At 64.2% G+C, this 17,464-nt stretch carries 14 protein-coding genes; 7 read left to right on the top strand and 7 right to left on the bottom strand.

What is annotated here, in order from left to right:
* Positions 1 to 102: 102 nt before the first annotated feature.
* Positions 103 to 876, top strand: coding sequence for a 2OG-Fe(II) oxygenase (locus tag ACN0WF_RS09925; protein WP_417772660.1), 774 nt, complete (start codon positions 103 to 105; stop codon positions 874 to 876).
* A 175-nt stretch (positions 877 to 1,051) separates the two neighbouring features.
* On the opposite strand, the gene ACN0WF_RS09930 is transcribed toward ACN0WF_RS09925, so the two are convergent.
* The 7 genes from ACN0WF_RS09930 to ACN0WF_RS09960 form a co-directional block, all read right to left on the bottom strand.
* Complete coding sequence (locus tag ACN0WF_RS09930; protein WP_417772661.1) at positions 1,052 to 2,623, bottom strand: MFS transporter; 1,572 nt, start codon at positions 2,621 to 2,623, stop codon at positions 1,052 to 1,054.
* 213 nt (positions 2,624 to 2,836) lie between these two features.
* On the bottom strand, positions 2,837 to 3,928 hold the full coding sequence (locus ACN0WF_RS09935) for an enoyl-CoA hydratase/isomerase family protein (protein ID WP_417772662.1): 1,092 nt from the start codon (positions 3,926 to 3,928) through the stop codon (positions 2,837 to 2,839).
* Positions 3,929 to 3,938: 10 nt separating this feature from the next.
* Positions 3,939 to 4,949 (bottom strand): 3-oxoacyl-ACP synthase III family protein, encoded by a 1,011-nt coding sequence (locus tag ACN0WF_RS09940; RefSeq protein WP_417772663.1) that lies wholly within the window; start codon positions 4,947 to 4,949, stop codon positions 3,939 to 3,941.
* Positions 4,950 to 4,961: 12 nt separating this feature from the next.
* Complete coding sequence (locus ACN0WF_RS09945; RefSeq protein WP_417772664.1) at positions 4,962 to 5,954, bottom strand: hypothetical protein; 993 nt, start codon at positions 5,952 to 5,954, stop codon at positions 4,962 to 4,964.
* Between the two features lie 114 nt (positions 5,955 to 6,068).
* Positions 6,069 to 7,793, bottom strand: a complete 1,725-nt coding sequence (locus tag ACN0WF_RS09950) for a cobalamin-dependent protein (RefSeq protein ID WP_417772665.1) — start codon at positions 7,791 to 7,793, stop codon at positions 6,069 to 6,071.
* 55 nt (positions 7,794 to 7,848) lie between these two features.
* Positions 7,849 to 8,127, bottom strand: coding sequence for an acyl carrier protein (locus tag ACN0WF_RS09955; protein WP_417772666.1), 279 nt, complete (start codon positions 8,125 to 8,127; stop codon positions 7,849 to 7,851).
* A gap of 275 nt (positions 8,128 to 8,402) precedes the next feature.
* The gene (locus tag ACN0WF_RS09960) at positions 8,403 to 9,551 is read right to left on the bottom strand and encodes an acyl-CoA dehydrogenase family protein (RefSeq protein ID WP_417772667.1); all 1,149 of its coding nucleotides are present in this window, start codon (positions 9,549 to 9,551) and stop codon (positions 8,403 to 8,405) included.
* 654 nt (positions 9,552 to 10,205) lie between these two features.
* Here ACN0WF_RS09960 and ACN0WF_RS09965 point away from each other — a divergent pair.
* The 6 genes from ACN0WF_RS09965 (at position 10,206) to ACN0WF_RS09990 (ending at position 17,431) form a co-directional block, all read left to right on the top strand.
* Positions 10,206 to 11,234 carry a LysR family transcriptional regulator gene (locus ACN0WF_RS09965; protein ID WP_417772668.1) on the top strand — a complete coding sequence of 343 codons (1,029 nt, stop codon included), beginning with the start codon at positions 10,206 to 10,208 and terminating at the stop codon, positions 11,232 to 11,234.
* A gap of 281 nt (positions 11,235 to 11,515) precedes the next feature.
* Positions 11,516 to 13,189, top strand: a complete 1,674-nt coding sequence (gene ilvD / locus ACN0WF_RS09970) for a dihydroxy-acid dehydratase (RefSeq protein ID WP_417772669.1) — start codon at positions 11,516 to 11,518, stop codon at positions 13,187 to 13,189.
* Positions 13,190 to 13,401: 212 nt separating this feature from the next.
* Positions 13,402 to 14,670, top strand: coding sequence for a TRAP transporter substrate-binding protein DctP (gene dctP, locus ACN0WF_RS09975; protein WP_417772670.1), 1,269 nt, complete (start codon positions 13,402 to 13,404; stop codon positions 14,668 to 14,670).
* A 76-nt stretch (positions 14,671 to 14,746) separates the two neighbouring features.
* Positions 14,747 to 15,451, top strand: a complete 705-nt coding sequence (locus tag ACN0WF_RS09980) for a TRAP transporter small permease (protein WP_417772671.1) — start codon at positions 14,747 to 14,749, stop codon at positions 15,449 to 15,451.
* Positions 15,448 to 16,731: a TRAP transporter large permease gene (locus tag ACN0WF_RS09985; RefSeq protein ID WP_417772672.1), complete on the top strand. Its 1,284-nt coding sequence runs from the start codon at positions 15,448 to 15,450 to the stop codon at positions 16,729 to 16,731. The genes ACN0WF_RS09980 and ACN0WF_RS09985 overlap by 4 nt, the downstream gene beginning before the upstream one ends.
* A gap of 28 nt (positions 16,732 to 16,759) precedes the next feature.
* The gene (locus ACN0WF_RS09990; protein ID WP_417772673.1) at positions 16,760 to 17,431 is read left to right on the top strand and encodes a YggS family pyridoxal phosphate-dependent enzyme; all 672 of its coding nucleotides are present in this window, start codon (positions 16,760 to 16,762) and stop codon (positions 17,429 to 17,431) included.
* Positions 17,432 to 17,464: the final 33 nt, after the last annotated feature.

A 17,464-nucleotide genomic window follows, 5' to 3' on the forward strand; every position in this document is an offset into this window, starting at 1 on the left:
CTCGAAGATAATTTTCAGAAAATCATTTCGGTGAGATCTGCAACGCCGTCGGCGAATGCTTCGCGCCGGATAAAGATGTTCTGCAAAAAAGGGAGGAACGTCATGTTGAAGACGGTGGAAATTGCCAGGGAGTTGACCGAAGAAAGCGTCCGTGGGCTGATCGAACGAACGGTCGACGTGATTCACGTTCCGGGGTTCTATCCGAAAGATCTCTCGGCGGAATTCTCGGACCGGGTCGCCGGCCACTCGGAGCTCGAGGCTTATAAGGTCCAGAACGCGCTGAAGCGCCTTGGCATGGGGTATGTCGACGTCGGCAATGACGACGAGAACGCCGCGCGCTACCACAGTGCGGCTGTGCGCTCGATCTGGGGCATCCGCGATCTGGTTTATCCGCGCATGACCCCGCTCGATCACTTCCGCCTGCTGCTTGAGGAAGTCTGGACGCCGGGCGCGACGATCCAGGTGATCGAGGGCAAGAAGAGCTTTGTCGGCACGTGCCGGGTGATCGAACCCGGCGCCAACATGCTGCCCCACAACGACCGGCTGGCGCGGATGCTCAAGGACGGCAATTCGGGTCTGACCGGGCAGATTGCCGTCAATGTCTATCTGGACATGCCGCCGGAGGGCGGGGAGCTGGAACTCTGGCTGAGCGAGCCGACCCCGGAGCAGGACCGCATTCAGGCGACGACAGACGGGCTCGACAGGTCCGAGCTCGACGCACCGCGTCTCATCGTGCGCCCGGCCAATGGCGACCTGGTTCTGTTCAACTCGCAGCTTATCCATTGCGTGTCGCCGGGCGTTGGCGGCCGGCGGGTCACCATGTCCTGTTTCGTCGGTTATCGCGGCGATGACAAGCCGTTGACCTACTGGAGCTGAACGGCGCCCGAAAACAAGGGACATCGCAAAGCCGAGACTTAAACGGGCGGGGCGCGGAGGCGCTCCGCCCTTTTTGCGTCGCTCGTCCTCGCGCGCCTGGTGTCAGAAAAAAAAGCCGCGCGGCCCCTTTCGGGAGGCCGCGCGGCAGCGAGACGGTCGACCGCCGGAGGAGGCGTTACTCCCCGGCGGGGGAGGTGACCGCCTCGGGTCCCGCCATCAGGTCGCGCCGCCGGATCATGATCGCCGACACCAGAACGGCGGCGATCGAGAGCAGCGCCACGATCCACAGCAACACGGAGAAGGCGGCGGCGAAGCTGTCGCGGCCGAAGCCCTCGACAGCGGCCTGCACCTCGACCGGGGCGCTGGTCACGGCGCCGGCGAAGTCGCCGCGGGCGATCATGTTCGCCGTCTCCCGCAGCCCGTCGCCGAGCGAGGCGGCCAGTTCGCCGGAACCCGACAGTTGCAGCGTGACGCTCGACAGCAGGATCGCGCCGAAGACCGAGATCGACAGTGTGAACGAGCCATGGCGGAAGGTGATGTTGACGCCGGAGGCGATGCCGGCCTTCTCCGGCGGCACCACGGCGGTGGCGACGTTCGAAAGCTCGCCGTTGATCAGCCCGGTGCCGATGCCCAGCAGCAGGAAGGCGACGACCCACAGCGTCACTTCCGCTGGCGGGGCGACAGCGAGCCAGACGAAGCCGACCGCGATCAGCGCGCAACCGAAGGCAATCAGGCCGCGCACGCCGAAGCGCTCCGGAGCGGCCAGCTTTGCCCCCATCGGAGCGAACAGAAGCAGCGGGATCGTCATCGGCATCAGCATGAGCCCGGCCGAGGACGCCGACATGCCGTGTACCACCTGGAAGTAGATCGGCAGGTAGACCAGCATGACCCAGAAGGTGATGCTGTTGAGCACGCAGACGAGCTGGATGCCGGTGAACGTCGGGATGCGGAACAGCCGAAGATCGAAAGCCGGGCGCTTGATGGTGAGTTCGACCGCGGCAAAGAGCGCCAGCAGCGCCACCGCAGCGATAAGCGCGGTGAGCACCGAGCCGCTCGACCAGCCGAGTTCGCCGCCTTCGATGACGCCATAGGAAAGACAGGCCAGGGCGGCGGTGAAGGTCGCGATGCCGATCCAGTCAAGCGAGCCCGCATCGGGATCCGCCGACTCCTCGACCCGCCAGTAGCAAAGCGCGACCAGCGTCGCGACGATCGGCACGTTGAGAAGGAAGATCCACCGCCAGCTCAACGTGTCGACAAGAATGCCGCCGACAATCGGGCCGAAGGCCGCGCCGCAACCGATGGAAACGCCCCAGATGGCGAAGGCCTGGGCGCGGTCGGCCCCCTGGAATGCGTTGGAGATGAGCGCGACGCCAAGGATCAGCATGGCGGACGCCGAAAGCCCCTGCGCGACCCGGCCGAGGATCAGGGCCGTTGGCGTGTCGGCAAGGCCCACCATCAAAGAGGTGAGGCCGAACAGCACCAGGCCGATCACCATTACCCGTCGTCGGCCGAACCAGTCGGCGAAGGCCCCGACGGCGATCAACACCGAGGTGTAGGCGATATTGTAGGCATTGATGATCCACTGCAGCTCGGCGAAGCTGGCCTTGAGCTCGCGCTCGATGGAGGGGAGCGCGATTGCGACCACCGTCACGTCGAGGATCACCAGAAAGGATCCCAGCGCCGCGACGGCGAGCGTCGGCCAGTTCGCCATGAGCGAGGATCGGGAAGTCGTTTGCACTGAGGTCATTGTCCTGTCCCGCTTGCATGCCCGGGCGGGAGAAAACGGTCCCGCTCCGGCGATCCGGCGGCGGCTGCCGACCGGGAAGAGGCGCAACCCGAAGTGGTTTTTTTGGGTTTTATTGCGTCCTGAGCGCGAGGTTAAGGTGTCGATGCAGTGCTGGGAAATATAGTTTGTACGCAGCGCTAGGAGTGTTTGCGTATGACGCGGCGCGAAAGACCTTCAGGCGAAGGAAGGGTCCAGAGACGCGCAAGTCGGCTCGAAGTAACCGTTGATCTCCTGCGGCGGAGGGGCGACCTCATGGGGCCCCTGCCAGCGAGGCTTGCGGTCCCGGTCGATCATGGCCGCGCGCACCCCTTCGCGGAAGTCCTGATGGGCGAGAAGCCGGGAGATGACACGGGACTCTCGCGTCAGCGCCGCCTCCAGGCCGGGGCGCCGCCGGGCGCGCTCAAGTGCTGCCAGCGCCAGCGCCAGGCTGAGGGGCGACCCGCGCCTGAGCGCCCTGGACGTCGTTTCCCGCCAGGCCGCATGCGGGCTGCTGTCCGCGCGCGCCGTCGTGGGCGTTTCCAGTTCGCGGAGGATCTTCGGCACGCCCGGCGCTGCGAAGGCGGCCTCGATCCATGGCAGTTCACCCGCAAGCAGCCCCGTGCCCGGACGCTGGCCGAAGCCGGCAATGCGGGCGGGATCTCCGGTGGCGCACAGCGCGGCGACGAGCTCGGGCAGGCTGTCCGTGGCAACGAGCGTGTCCGCGAAGCCGAGGTCGATGGCGTCGGCCGCGCCGATCCGGGTTCCGGTCAGCGCCAGGAAAGTGGCCAGGGGTGCGGGGATCCCGGAAAGAAGGTGGGTCGCGCCGGAATCCGGCAGCCAGCCGATGGCGCATTCCGGCAGGGAAAAGGCGGCGCGCGGCGTCACGACCCGATGCGCCGCATGGCAGGCGATGCCGATGCCACCGCCCATCGCCACCGCGTCGACGAGCGTCACGACGGGTTTGCCGAAGCGCGCGATCCTCAGATCCAGTCGATACTCCGCAAGACAGTGCCGGAACGCCCCGGCGGTGTCTCCGGCGGCGACCAGCCCGTGCACGGCGGCGATGTCGCCACCGGCGGAAAAGGCCCGCTCTCCCGACGCATCGATGATGACAAGCGCGATCCCCGGGTCGTGCTGCCAGGCCGAGAGAGCGGCGTCGATGCCCTCGACCATCTCCGCCGTCAGCATGTTGAGCCGGCGCGGCCGGTCGAGCGTGATGCGGCCGGCGCGTCCCTCCTCGCGAACGAGAAGGCCGGTTGCCTTCGTCTGCGTCGCGGCAGGGGACATGCCGAACGCCTCAGTGTTCGACCAGGGCGGCCGACCAGGCGAAGCCCGCGCCGTTCGACACCACCATCACCTTGTCGCCGGGCCGGATGTGCCCCTGGGCGACGGCCTCGGCGTAGTTGATGACCATGTCGCTTTCCTGCACATGGCCCCGGTGCTTCAGTGCGCTGGTGTAGACCTTGTCGCGGGTAAGGCCGAATTTCTTCATGAAATAGGCCTGATCCCAGGTCGAGAATGTCGGGTAGATGTAATAGTCGACGTCATCCTGCGTGAGGCCGCACTTGTCGAGCAGCTTCTTCATCACCTTGCCGAACATACGAAAGTTGATCGGAATGACGCCCTCGTTGAATTTGTCCATCTTGGCGTACATGTGCAGCAGCTTTTCCGAAACCTCCTCGTTCGGCTGGCGGCTTTGCAGGCCAGGCACATACCAGACATCGTGCAGCCTGCCGATGGAGATGGTCTCGACGCCGAGAATGCGGGCGCGGCCGGCGTTGCGCCGCAGCACGATGGCGCTGCCGCCGTCGCTGGCCACCGTGATCGGATAGTAGGTCTTGTTCAGTTCCGGCGTGCGGTCGCCGGCGAAGAGCAGCGCCGTCTCGAAGCCGCTGTCGGAGAGGATGAGCGACATCACCGACTTCAGCGCCAGGTGATAGCTGGCGCAGCCGCCGGTGTTGACGGCGGTCGCGAAGGCGTTGACGAGGCCAAGCTCCTCCTGAACGAGACCGGCAGCCGACCAGGTCGGCCCCACGTAATCTTCTGGGATGGAGGTGAAGTCGACGACGAGATCGACCTCGTCGGGCGCGACGCCGGCCTCGTCCAGCGCCCGCCGCGCCGCCTCGAGTGCCAGCACCGAGGGCATTTCGTCGGTGACATGGATGTCGTGGATGCCGATGTCGCGCTGGAAGTCGATGTTCTTCGACAAGGTGCCGAAGGGCACGTCCTCGTCGCGGAACACATCCGAGACGAGCTTCTTGTCGGGAGGAAGGTAGAACGCCTCGGAAAGAATGCCGACGTGATCCATGTGTCCTGCTCCTTACTGGAAGCGCAAAAGCGTCGCGCCGTAGGAAAAACCCATCCCGTGCGATGCCATCAGCACGGTGTCCGGCGTTTCGTCGCCGGCGAGAAGATCGCGCAGGCCGAAGACCAGATCGCTGGAGTGAAGATGCCCGCGCGCCGATGCGTCGGGCCGGACCAGCCGGTCTCCCGCCGCCAGCGCCGCGTCGAAGCCGGCAAGATCCGCGTCGGAAACATGGGCGGTAAGAAAGCGGTCGATGCCCTCGCGCGCCAGCCCGTGGCGGGAAAGGAGCGCGTCGACGAGACTGCCCAATGCGCCGTGCCGGTCGGCGGCGGCGTATTTCTCCGCGTCGAGCGTCAGCTTGTAGAGGTCGAGCCGTGTCGGGTGGCGCATGCCGCCGCCGGGAATGTAGAGCACGTCGTGCAGCGCGCCGCGCGAGGCGAGGCGGGTGTCGACGACCCGCGCCCGACCCGCGTCGCGGCGCAGGATGAGGGCGCTCGCCGCATCGCCGATGACGGTGACCGGCTCGTCGCCGGCGCCGATCACCCGGTTGCCGGAAATCGCCTGGTCCGAGGCGGCCAGAAGCACCGTGTCGACATCGTCATTGGCCAGGATCAGCGCCGTGGCGAATTTGATCGCCGCATGGACATTGGCCGCGCCGCCTCCGCTGAAGCCGAGGGTGAAGGCGTTCTTCGCGCCGAGTTCGGCCTGGAGCTCGTTGCTCATCGACCATGCCGGCTCGACATAGCGTTGCGGCATGACCGAAAAATCGATCACGGCATCAAGATCGAGCGGCGAGACGCCGGCCTCCGCGAGAGCCTGACGGGAGACCTCGACCGCCATGTCCGTCGGGCTTTCCCCGGTGAAGACGTGAACGCCGGTAAAGCCGAGGGCGGCGACCTTCGGCCCCGCGCCATTGACGTTTTCGGCGCTCAGGATCTTCGAGAGCGTCGTGGTTTCGGGAGGCAGGTGGCACGCGGCCGCGATGATCCCGACGGGGTGTTTCTGCATGGAAAGCCTCATCCTGTCTGGCGCGCGGGAGCCTGCCCGCGCATCGCGAGATCTGGGGAAGGGCGGGAAGGGGCGGCCTGACGCCGCCTTCCCGCGTTGGCAGGCTAGGCGGCGTCAGGCCGCCTGCGTCTCGCGCACGCAGGCCGAGATGATCTCCGCCGGCACCGTGTGATCGTCGTACCAGCGGCCCGAGAGGGGCTTTTTCACCAACGCCACGTCGGCGGCGTAGGAGAGGATCTCGTCGTTGTGCTGCCCGACCTCGCGGCGCAGGCTGTCCGGCAACCTGCCTTGCAGCGTCATGGCCCGGTCGACCGCGCCGGTGAGGTAGCGCAGGTGATCGATGCGGTCGTTGACGATCTTGATCGAGCGCGGCGTGATGCGGCCGAAGTCGGCCTTGAAGTTGGCCATCCGTTGCATTGCGTCATAGGTCGAGGGCAGGAACTCCTCCCGCTTCATCCAGCGCGTCTCGTAGTTCATCGCGTCGTGCCAGCGCGGCTGCGTCAGCGACTGGCGATGGGATTCGAGATCGCGGTGGAAGACAGTGTAGCCGTGCTGCTCGGGCTCCTCGAACCACTGACAGCCAGGATCGAGGAAGGGCACCATGCCGAAGATCGTCGGCACGATCTTGTCGTTGGGGAACTTCTCCATCAGCCGGGCGGTATAGTCGACCGTCTCCATCACCGAACTGTGGGTCTGCCGGGGCATGCCGATCGTGTACCAGAGGAAGACACCCTTGATGCCGATATCGAGCGCTTCGGCGATCCAGGCTTCCATCTCCTCGTTGGTGTAGGTTCCGCGCCCCGTCAGCCGGCTGATCTCCACGTCGTGCGACTGCGGCGACAGGTTGATGTAGATGTCGAGCCCGGGCGCGACCTCGACCATCTGGCGCAGGACAGAGGGCTTGGTCAGGCGGAACTGCTCGAAGGAGACCGACTTGACCACGCCGCTGTCGGAAACCGCCGCCAGATATTCAAGCAGGCGCGGGGAGGATTCCGAATAGGCCTGAAGCGTGTAGACGCTGAGCGGCGACTCCGTCTTCGGGAAGGTGGTGATCTCGCGCACCAACTGCTCCGAGCGTCGGTGGAAGACGGTCTTCTTCTCCACGTTCATCATCCGCTGGTAGGCCCAGCGGGAGCCCGAGCACCAGCCGCAGCTTTGCTGGCAGCCGGTGTTGGGCAGCACCATCAGATTGGGCATGTTCAGAAGGCTTGAGGTCTTCGGGAACATCTTCGACCAGTCGATGGCGACGTCGTTCAGCACCTCCGGCGTGTAGCTGTGGCCGTTGTCGATGACCTCGCCCGCGTCCTTGTAGACCAGGTTCTCGACATTGAAGCGCCCGCGCACGCCGCGCTTGATCTGGCCGACGAGATCGGCGAGCGGCTCCAGCGTGTCGTAGCCGCGGATGACGCCGTCAATCTGCGGGTATTGCATCATCTCCTTGGCGTAATAGGTGGAAACGATGCCGCCGAAGGTGATGAAACTGTCCGGATGGACCTTCTTCAGGACACCGGCCACCTCGATCGAACCCTGGCAGTGGGGAAGCCAGTGCAGGTCGATGCCGAAGGCCGGTGCGTCCAGGTGCTCGAACAGCTTCTCCACGTCGAGCGTCGGGTGCTTGAGCATCAGCGAGGCAAGGTTGACGATCTTCACGTCGAGCCCGCGCTCGGCCAGAAAGCTCTTGATCGACAGGAAGCCGAGCGGATGCATCTCGAAGATCGGCGTGACGTTGCTGCTTTCCTGGCTGGAGTACCAGCCGAGCACGAAGTCGTCGCGATTGCGGAAGTCGAAGATCGCCGGTGCATGCACCAGGATCAGGTCCGCCTTGATGGTGCTGGTCATGAACGCTTCCTCCCTGAGGGTCTGTTGATCCCGTCGTCAGGCCGTCCGGCGCGGCTCAGGCCGCTGCGGCGGTGATCTTGGAGTGGCAGAACTGCGAAAGGGCGCTCAACGTCTTGTAATTCTGGGAGGAGATTTCGTCCTCGTCGATGACGACCGAGAAATGCGCCTCGATGAACTCCGTGATCTCGGCGATGCCGAGGGAATCGAGAATGCCGCTGTCCAGAAGGTTCTCTTGCGGATCAATGCCGCCTGACACGTTCACGCTCGAATGCTCGAGCAGATAGTCGCGAAGGACGGTTTCGACGTCGACAAGGTCGGGAGTGGAAGCGCTCATGATCTTTCCTCCTGCTGCCGGAAAATGACGGCTCGCTATGGTGTCGCGAGGTATCATTCCGGTTGTTCACCATTTTCCTTGTGCGAATACTTTTGTTTTTGCTCTGCGTTTCGCGATGAATTTGATTATGTTTTGCAAAAATGGCGCGTCAATGAAATAAAATATAGTATTTTTGTATTTTTATGTATTTTTAATGTATTTATAAATTTGAAGTTGGCGCGGCTCATCGTTCTTCGCCGAATTCTCGCGAAGTTTTTCTTGCGTGAAGGGGGGGCTTAGAGGCCGAGTGCCCGCGCGGCGATGGTGCGCTGGATATCGGAGGTGCCGGAGTAGAGAAGGCTGCCGACCGCGTCGCGGAAGTCGCGTTCCACCTCATAATCGGCCATGTAGCCGTAGCCGCCATGGATCACCACCGCGTTTTGCGAGGAGGTGACCCATGCCTCGCTGAGGAAGAGCTTGGCGAGCGCCGCTTCCATGGCGCAACTCCCCTGCGTTTTCTTCATCCAGGCGACCTTGTAGAGCAGAAGCCGAGATGTCTCGTGGCGCAGCTTCATGTCGACGATCCGGTTCGCAACCGACTGGAACTTGCCGATCGGCTTGCGGAACTGGGTGCGCTTGTTGGCGTGGGTGATGCAGTGCTCGAGCTGGTTTTCCATCGCCCCGACCAGGTTGGCCAGGATCGACGAGCGCTCCCATTCCATCGAGTTGTTGAAGATGCGTCCGCCCTGGCCCTCCTTGCCGAGCCGGGCCGTAGCCGGCACACGGCAGTCCTCCAACGTCAGCCAGGCCATCGGCGACGTCCTCAATCCCATCTTTCGCCGGTTCGGGCTGATTGTGAGGCCGGGCGTGTCGCGGTCGACGACGAAGCCGGTGAGGCCGAGCGAGCCGGCGCTCTTGTCGACGGTTGCGAAGATGACGAAGACGTCGGCGACGGGGCCATTGGTGCAGAACACCTTGGCGCCGTTGAGCACATAGTCGTCGCCGTCGCGGCGTGCCGTTGTGCCCAGGCTCATGACGTCTGATCCGGCTTCCGCCTCGGTGATGCCATGCGCGCCGATCAGATCGCCGGCGATGAGGCCCTTCAGGTATTTCTCTTTCTGCTCCTGCGAGCCGAACTGGGCGATTGGCATCTGAACGGTCCACATCTGGCCGTTCATGCTGAAGAGCAGGCCGTTATCGCGGCACCCGTAGCCAAGCGCCTCCATGGCGAGCACGGTTGTGATGATGTCCTGTTCGCTGCCGCCGTATTCCTTCGGGAAGGGCAGGCCGAGGATGCCGAAGCCGGCGATCTTGCGCCAGAGGTCGCGCGACAGTTCGCAATCGGCGTCGCGCTGCTTCAGGTCACCCTCGTTGAGCTCCTCGCGGGCGAAGCGGACGACCTTTTCCCGAAACGTTTCCTGTTCCTGCGTGAACCCGAAATCCATCTCCGCATCCTCCCTTCATGCCGGCAAGGCGGAACGGCCGTCCCGCCGGGGAATACAACCTGAGTGCGGTCCTGGATGGGGCTTGGGAGACCGGCGCCCTTTCTCCGGGCGCTTCAGGCCGTCCTTGTCGCTCTGTCTGGAGAAGCTTGTTTCAGCACCGGGCTATGCCCTGATTGCTCTTATCTTGTTTTTCTCCTGTAAACATATGTATCTCCACAAATCAATGTTCTGGAAATATTATATTTATATATAAAAATTCTGGAATATATTATTGTTTCTCGATTGGGTGGATAATATTTAACAAAATTACAAACCTGCCCGAAGGTGGATCGAGAAATACAAAAAATCACTAAATGTTATGCGTTTGATATCGCGTCAAACGGGTGACAAAATCATATTGCGTGTATTATCATTTAAATTAGAACGGGAGTTCAATTAATTATGCAACCAAAAGACTGCATTCCCGTCTAGAGGAAAAGCCTATTATTCCGCGTGGAATAAGTCGCTCTGTGAATGACTGCCGTGTGCCAACGGCCGGGTAACGGCTCTGGCGCGTCTGGTGGGGCGGAGTGTCCGGCCGCTTGCGGAAAACCGACTTCGGGCATGCGCGCCGTACCGGCCGACATGTCGCTGAGCTAGGGAGTGGAAGGCAGCATGAATCTTCGCAGGCTGAAGTTTTTCGTCACGGTTGCAGAGGAATTGCATTTCGGGCGGGCCGCCGAGCGGCTCTGCATGACGCAACCGCCGCTGAGCCAGGCCATCCTCGCGCTGGAGGACGAGCTTTCCGTCACCTTGTTCAAGCGAACGAAGCGAAATGTCGCGCTGACGCCGGTGGGCGAGCATTTGCTGTCCCATGTCACCAAGCTGCTGGAGGAGGTGGAGGCCCTGCCGGGGCTTGCCCGCCAACTGGCGCGTGGAGAGATCGGGTCGCTGAAGCTCGGTTTCGTCACCACCGCCGACTACAACCTGCTTCCAGACCTGATCAGTCGCTACAGCGGTGCCTATCCGGAGGTGCGGGTGTCGCTGAAGGAGATGACAAGCGATCTGCAGCTCGATGCGCTTTTGCAGGGGGACCTGAATGCCGGGCTGATCATCCCGCTGCACCAGACGTTGCACGCCTCCTTGTCCTACATGCCGCTCATGCGCGAGCCGTTGCTCGCAGCCGTGCCGGAGGAGTGGATGCGCTCCGGCCGGCTCGAACTGTCGGACGGGAAGCTCTGTCTTCGCGATGTCGCGGACGAGCCGCTGGTGTTGTTTCCCCGCCGCAGCGCACCCGCTTTCCACGACATCATCACCACCTATTTCGTTGCCAACGGCATTCAGCCGACCATCGGCCAGGAGGCGATCCAGATGCAGACGATCATCAGCCTGGTCTCGGCCGGAATGGGGATCGCGCTGGTGCCCGGGTCGCTGCGCAAGCTCGGCCGTTCGGGCGTGCGCTATGTTCCGCTCGACGGGCGGCCGCCCACCATCGAGACCGGTCTCGTCTGGCGGCGGGACGACGTCTCGCCAACGGTGTCGCGCCTCGTCGAGGTGGCGCGCATGGTAAGCGCGCGCGGAGAGGGCGAGGCCCAGCCGGCCGCTGGAATGGCTTCCTCGCTCGCTGATGCTCCGACCGTCGCGATGGCGCGCAATGGCGCGGCTTTCAACGGCGTTGCACACGCGGGAGAGGGGCGCTCCTGAGACGGTTGGCGGGGCTCTCCCGGAGCCCCGTCGCGGATGTCGATTAAGACGTAAAAGCTCTCAGTTTGGTCTGAGAAATATATTTCTGAAATGAATTTTCGCGGGCTAGGTTTTTCTCGCGGGAGCGCGAAAAGCGGTCGGTTCGCCAGGGGCATACGCCGCCTGGCCATCGCGCGGAGGCGTTGTCCGGGGCATGGGCTCCCCGGTCGTTCGCCACGAGGGCGCGATGGGCCGAAGTGTCCCGCGGACCGTTTGAATTGCCTGCGAGGGAGGATGTGCGGGTGGCATACAACGAGCGTTCGAAGACGATTTCGCAAGGGATCGAGCGTTCGCCGAACAGGGCCATGTTCTATGGCCTCGGCTATACGAAGGAAGATTTTGACAAGCCGATGATCGGCGTGGCCAATGGCCATTCGACCATCACGCCGTGCAATGCCGGCTTGCAGCCGCTTGCCGATATCGCCGTCGAGGCGATCCGAGAGGCTGGCGCGAACCCGCAGATCTTCGGCGTGCCGACGATATCGGACGGCATGGCGATGGGCACGGAGGGCATGAAATACTCGCTCATCTCGCGCGAGGTGATTGCCGATTGCGTCGAGATGACCGTCCAGGGCCAGTGGATGGACGGCGTTCTGGTTCTCGGGGGCTGCGACAAGAACAAGCCGGGAGGCATGATCGGCATCGTGAGGGCCAATGTGCCGGCGGTCTACGTCTATGGCGGGACGATCAAGCCGGGCAAATGGAAGGGGCAGGATCTCTCGGTGATCTCGGCTTTCGAGGCGGTCGGCGCGATCAAGGCCGGTCGCATGAGCGAGGAGGATTTCGAGGGTATCGAGCGCAATGCCTGCCCGACCACGGGCGCCTGTGGGGGCATGTACACGGCCAACACAATGAGCTCCTCCTTCGAGGCGCTTGGCATGGCGCTGCTCTACTCCTCGACCATGGCCAACATCGACAAGGAGAAGTTCGATTCCACGGCCCGCTCCGCGCAGGTGCTCGTCGAGGCGGTGAAGAAGGGGCTTAAGCCCCGCGACATCGTGACGAGGAAGAGCGTCGAGAATGCGATCGCGCTGGTCATGGCGACCGGCGGCTCGACCAATGCGGTGCTGCACTATCTCGCGATCTGCCATGCGGCCGGGGTGGAATGGACGCTCGACGATTTCGAGCGGGTGCGCCGCAAGGTGCCGGTGATCTGCGATCTCAAGCCCTCGGGCAAATACATGGCCGTAGATCTGCACAGGGCGGGCGGCGTACCGCAGGTTCTGAAGATCCTGCTCAACGCCGGCCTGCTGCATGGCGACTGCATCACCGTCACCGGGCGGACCATCGCCGAGGAACTCGCCGATGTGCCGGACGAGCCGGCCGCGGATCAGGACGTCATCCGCCCGATCGACAAGGCGCTCTACAAGCAGGGCCATCTGGCGATCCTGCGCGGCAATCTGGCCGAGGACGGCGCTGTCGCCAAGATCACCGGCCTCAAGTCGACGTCGATCACCGGCCCGGCCCGGGTCTTCGACGACGAGCAGTCGGCGATGGATGCGATCCAGTCGGACCGCATCCGCAAGGGGGACGTACTGGTGCTGCGCTATCTCGGCCCGAAGGGCGGGCCGGGTATGCCGGAGATGCTGGCGCCGACCTCGGCGATCATCGGGCGTGGACTTGGCGCCGATGTCGGTCTCATCACTGACGGCCGTTTCTCGGGCGGGTCCTGGGGCATGCTCGTCGGGCATGTGACGCCGGAAGCCTTCGACGGTGGAACCATCGCGCTGGTCGAGGAGGGTGACGAGATCACCATCGACGCCTCCCGCCATCTGCTCCAGCTCGAGGTCGATGACCAGGAACTGGCGCGCCGGCGTGCCGCCTGGAAAAAACCGGAGCCACGCTATCGAAGCGGCGTTCTCGGCAAGTTCGCGCAACTCGCCTCGCCGGCGAGCAAGGGTGCGGTCACCGGCTGAGGCAGCGCAGCCTGGGCTGAAGGCAAAACAACACGGACCTCTCGGGGCGGCCGATCCGCCCCGGAGCGCCCGTATGTCCTTTTCTTCTATTTTATTTCTATTGTCAGTTTCAGGTAATCAAAAATAGAAAAATAGAATTAGACCGGAACAACTTCGCGTACATATTCTGAAATCCTGATCTTCGGAAATAATAGTCCTGTCAGGAGGGGCGGATGCCGCGTGAAGACGATTGCTGTCGGTCCGACTATGGCGTCGAACTGATCTTCGGCGGATCTTCCGCCTGCTTCGCACGGCCTTCCGGGGCCGCGCCCCGGACCCGCCTTCACGCTTCCCTTCGGAGTACACTGACTTCGCCGCGCCAGATCCGCGGTGAGGCGCCCCGGCAGCGGGCGTCCCGCCCGACCGGCAGGCGGCTCGCGGTCCGCCGCCTGCTCGCCGGGGCGGTTTTCGCGCTGGCCGCCCTGGCGCCCGTCGCCGCGCCGGCGGCGAGCTACACGATGACGATCGCCCATCTCTATCCGGACGATCTGACGAACAACGAGACCGCGCCCGCGCTCAAGCATTTCGAGCAACTGGTGGAGACCGCGACCAACGGCGACATCGATGTGCAGGTGTTCGGCAACGGCGCGCTCGGCGGCGAGGTCGAGATCGCCCAGCAGGCGCGGGCAGGCATGACCATCCAGTCGGTGATGCTCGGCTCCGGCACCCAGGCGACCTTCTTCCGCGACTACGAGATGATCACCTCGCCGTTCCTGTTCCCCGACTACCGCACGGCCTGGACCTTCTTCGACAGTCCGTGGTTCGCGAAGTTCATGCGTCCGATGGTCGAGCAGGCGGGCCTGCGCTATCTCGGCACGCTCGACGACGGCGGCGGCTTCGTGGCTTTCGCCAACAACAAGCGGTTGATCCGAACCGTTGAGGACCTGAAGGGCCTGAGGATCCGCATCGAGGAGAACCAGGCGCACATGACGATCATGCGCGCGCTCGGCGCGGCGCCCACGCCGCTGCCCTGGGGCGAGTTGCAGACCGGACTGGCGACGGGGCTCGTCGACGGCCATTTCCATGCGCCAGGCGTCAATGACATCTTCAAGTTCTACGACGTTGCCGACTACACGACCTGGTCCGGGCACGTCTACAACACGATCACCTGGAGCGTCAGCGAAACATGGTTCAAGACGCTTCCCGACGACTACAAGATCATTGTCATGTCGGCGGCGCGTGAGGCGGTGGCCATGGCACATGGCATCGCCACCCAGATCACCGTGATCGGCTGGACCAATTCCTGCAAGAAATTCAAGGAATGCTACGTCCTGCCCGACGCAGAGAAGGCGCGGATGCGCGCCATTGCCCAGCCCTACTATCGCGACTGGCTGGTGGAGACCTTCGGCCCCCGCGCAACGCTCTACGACGACCTGCGCGCCGAGGTGGATCGCATCCACCGCGAGCTCAGGTCCGAGGTCGTCGAGAACTATCTCGAATAGCGGCAAGCCGCCAAGGCTTGCCCCGACGCTAGCGCACCGCCTGCCGGGACGGTCCGCAGCCATGAGGAACCGTGCGATGATGACCCTGACGATGCCGTTGCGGCGGGCAAGCGATGCCGTCAACCGGACGACGATTGCCGTCTGCGCGGTGCTGCTCGCCCTCATGCTGTTGATTTCGGCCGCCGGCGTCGCGCTGGAGGCCGGACTGGCGCTGGCGGCGCGCACGGGGCATGCCGAGCTTTTCGAGAGCGGCATCCTTGCCTGGCTCTACTCGAACACGCGGCCCTCTCTCTTCCGGCTGCTTCTGCCGTGGTTCGCGATGCTGTCGATCACGGTTGCCTTCAAGTACGGCGAGCACATCGCCATCAGTGCGCTGGCGCGCGGCCTGCCCGCATGGGCGAGGGGGCTGATGCGCGGCATCTGTTTTGCCTGCATCGCACTCTTCGCGGTTTCTCTTGTCTGGTACGGCGCGGGCTTCTTCGAGCACGCGACCAATCTCTATGTCCTGTCCGACACGCTCCAGGTCTCGCACCGCTGGACGGCGGCCAGCGTGCCGGTTGCCGGCGTGATCCTCTGCGTTCACCTCGTCGACGGACTGGAACTGCTTGAAGAGCGCGGCGTCATGGCGCTGGAGGAGGAGGGCGCGCAGGACGACGGCCAGAAGGGCGTCGACCCCGGCGAGCCGACGGCCGAGGCCGAGACGGTTGCCGGGCTGACGGAGGCGGAGGTTGGAACAGCCGGCGGGTCGCAGCCGCGCGCGATGCTGGAGGCAACCCGATGAGCGCCTCGCTCGCCTTCGTGGTGCTGATGTTCGTCGGCGTGCCGCTCGGCCTCGTTCTGACGGCGGCGGGTCTCGTCGGCGCCTGGTCCATCGGCGGGCCGGCGTTCCTGGCGATCCTGGCCGACCGCTTCTATTCCGGCGTGTCGGGCTATGTGCTGATCGCCGTTCCCTATTTCATCATCACCGCCGAGATCATGAACCGAGCAGGTCTGACCGAGCGGCTGATTGCCTTCGCAAGCTCGCTGTTCGGGCGGATTCCGGGAGCCCTGTCCCATGTCAATGTGACCACCTGCCTGCTCTTCGCCGGGTTGACTGGCGCGGCGGTGACGGAGACGGCAGCCATCGGGCGCACGCTGATCCCCTCGATGCGCCGCGAAGGCTACAGCGCCTCCTATTGCGCGGCGGTCACGGCCTGCGCGGCGATCGTCGGGCCGATCATCCCGCCAAGCATCATCATGATCGCCTATGCGGCGGCGCTACGCGATATCTCGATCCTCGGGCTTTTCGCCGCTGGCATCGTGCCTGGGGTGATGATGGGGCTGGCCATGCTGGTTGTCAGTGGCATCGTGTCCTGGCGGCGCGGCTATGCCAGTCACGGCCGGGTGCGGCTGTCCGTCGTGCTCTCGACCGGCGCCAGCGCCTTGGCGGCGATGGGTATTCCGGTGGTTATCCTGGGCGGGGTGCTGACGGGACTGACCACGGTCACCGAGGCCTCGGTCATCGCCTGCATTTACGCGCTGGCGCTTGGCGGCCTGGTCTATCGCCGCCTGAGCCGCCGCGACCTATGGGAAGCCCTCGTTTCCACTGTCAGCTTCAGCGGCGTCGTGTTCCTGCTTCTGGGGGCCTCGAACGTGCTCGGCTGGTACGTGACACGCTCGGGCATCGCCCGCCACGCGGCAGAGACAATCGCCGCGATGAGCAGCGATCCGGTTGTCCAGATCCTGGCGGTGGCGGCGCTTCTCATCGTCACGGGCATGTTCATCGACGTGCTGCCGGCGATCATCGTCGCCGTCCCTGTGTTGGCGCCGGCGCTGGTGGAGCTCGGCTTCCATCCGCTGCACGCCGGCATGGTGATGCTGCTCGCGCTCAATCTGGGAAACATCACGCCGCCTGTCGGGCTGACGCTGATGACGGCGGCCCGCATCGCCAACGCGCCCTACGAAAGTGCGGTGCGCGAGGCCGCGCCCTTTGCGCTCGCCCATGTGGTGATCGTGGTGCTGTGCGCCGTCTTTCCGGCGCTGACCCTGGCTGTTCCGCGCTTCTTTGGCGCGGGGATGTAGACGCAACGAACCAAACGGGACGGAGACGATGGATCAGACGGTGGAACGCCTGACGGCGGTATTGAGGAAGATCTCGGCGGCGGAGGAAGTGCGCGAGCAGGCCGGCGATCCGGTGACGCTCGTGACAGTCAGCAAGACCTTTGACGCGGATGCGATCCGTCCGGTGATCGCCGCCGGAGCGCGCGTGTTCGGCGAGAACAAGGTGCAGGAAGCGCAACAGAAATGGCCGGGCCTCAAGCAGGAGTATCCCGACATCGAGCTGCGCCTGCTCGGGCCGCTGCAATCCAACAAGGCGCGCGACGCGGTGGCGCTCTTCGATGTCATCGAGACGGTCGACCGGGAGAAGATCGCCGCAGAGCTTGCGAGCGAGGTGCACCGGCAGGGGCGTCGGCCGCGCTTCTACGTGCAGGTGAACATTGGCCGCGAGCCGCAGAAGGCGGGGATAGATCCGGATGAGGCCGTCGCCTTCGTGCGGCGTTGCCGGGAGCTTCACGGGTTGGAGGTTGAGGGTCTCATGTGCATTCCCCCGTCCGGGGAGGACCCGGTGCCTCATTTCGGGCAACTGGCGCGGCTCGCCGATGAGGCTGGCCTCGAGAAGCGGTCGATGGGCATGTCAGGGGACTTCGAGAAGGCCATCGTCTGCGGCGCGACGAGCGTGCGCGTCGGCTCGGCGATCTTCGGTGCCCGCACCTACGCCTGAGGATGCGAACGGGCCCGCGCTGGCCGATGACTT

It is taken from the genome of Stappia sp. (genome assembly GCF_048268045.1).
Taxonomy (GTDB): domain Bacteria; phylum Pseudomonadota; class Alphaproteobacteria; order Rhizobiales; family Stappiaceae; genus Stappia.

Coding starts and splice junctions, on each gene's coding strand:
- ACN0WF_RS09925 (WP_417772660.1), top strand. CDS start 103: ATGTTGAAGACGGTGGAAATTGCCAGGGAGTTGACCGAAGAAAGCGTC.
- ACN0WF_RS09930 (WP_417772661.1), bottom strand. CDS start 2,623: ATGACCTCAGTGCAAACGACTTCCCGATCCTCGCTCATGGCGAACTGG.
- ACN0WF_RS09935 (WP_417772662.1), bottom strand. CDS start 3,928: ATGTCCCCTGCCGCGACGCAGACGAAGGCAACCGGCCTTCTCGTTCGC.
- ACN0WF_RS09940 (WP_417772663.1), bottom strand. CDS start 4,949: ATGGATCACGTCGGCATTCTTTCCGAGGCGTTCTACCTTCCTCCCGAC.
- ACN0WF_RS09945 (WP_417772664.1), bottom strand. CDS start 5,954: ATGCAGAAACACCCCGTCGGGATCATCGCGGCCGCGTGCCACCTGCCT.
- ACN0WF_RS09950 (WP_417772665.1), bottom strand. CDS start 7,793: ATGACCAGCACCATCAAGGCGGACCTGATCCTGGTGCATGCACCGGCG.
- ACN0WF_RS09955 (WP_417772666.1), bottom strand. CDS start 8,127: ATGAGCGCTTCCACTCCCGACCTTGTCGACGTCGAAACCGTCCTTCGC.
- ACN0WF_RS09960 (WP_417772667.1), bottom strand. CDS start 9,551: ATGGATTTCGGGTTCACGCAGGAACAGGAAACGTTTCGGGAAAAGGTC.
- ACN0WF_RS09965 (WP_417772668.1), top strand. CDS start 10,206: ATGAATCTTCGCAGGCTGAAGTTTTTCGTCACGGTTGCAGAGGAATTG.
- dctP (WP_417772670.1), top strand. CDS start 13,402: ATGCCGCGTGAAGACGATTGCTGTCGGTCCGACTATGGCGTCGAACTG.
- ACN0WF_RS09980 (WP_417772671.1), top strand. CDS start 14,747: ATGATGACCCTGACGATGCCGTTGCGGCGGGCAAGCGATGCCGTCAAC.
- ACN0WF_RS09985 (WP_417772672.1), top strand. CDS start 15,448: ATGAGCGCCTCGCTCGCCTTCGTGGTGCTGATGTTCGTCGGCGTGCCG.
- ACN0WF_RS09990 (WP_417772673.1), top strand. CDS start 16,760: ATGGATCAGACGGTGGAACGCCTGACGGCGGTATTGAGGAAGATCTCG.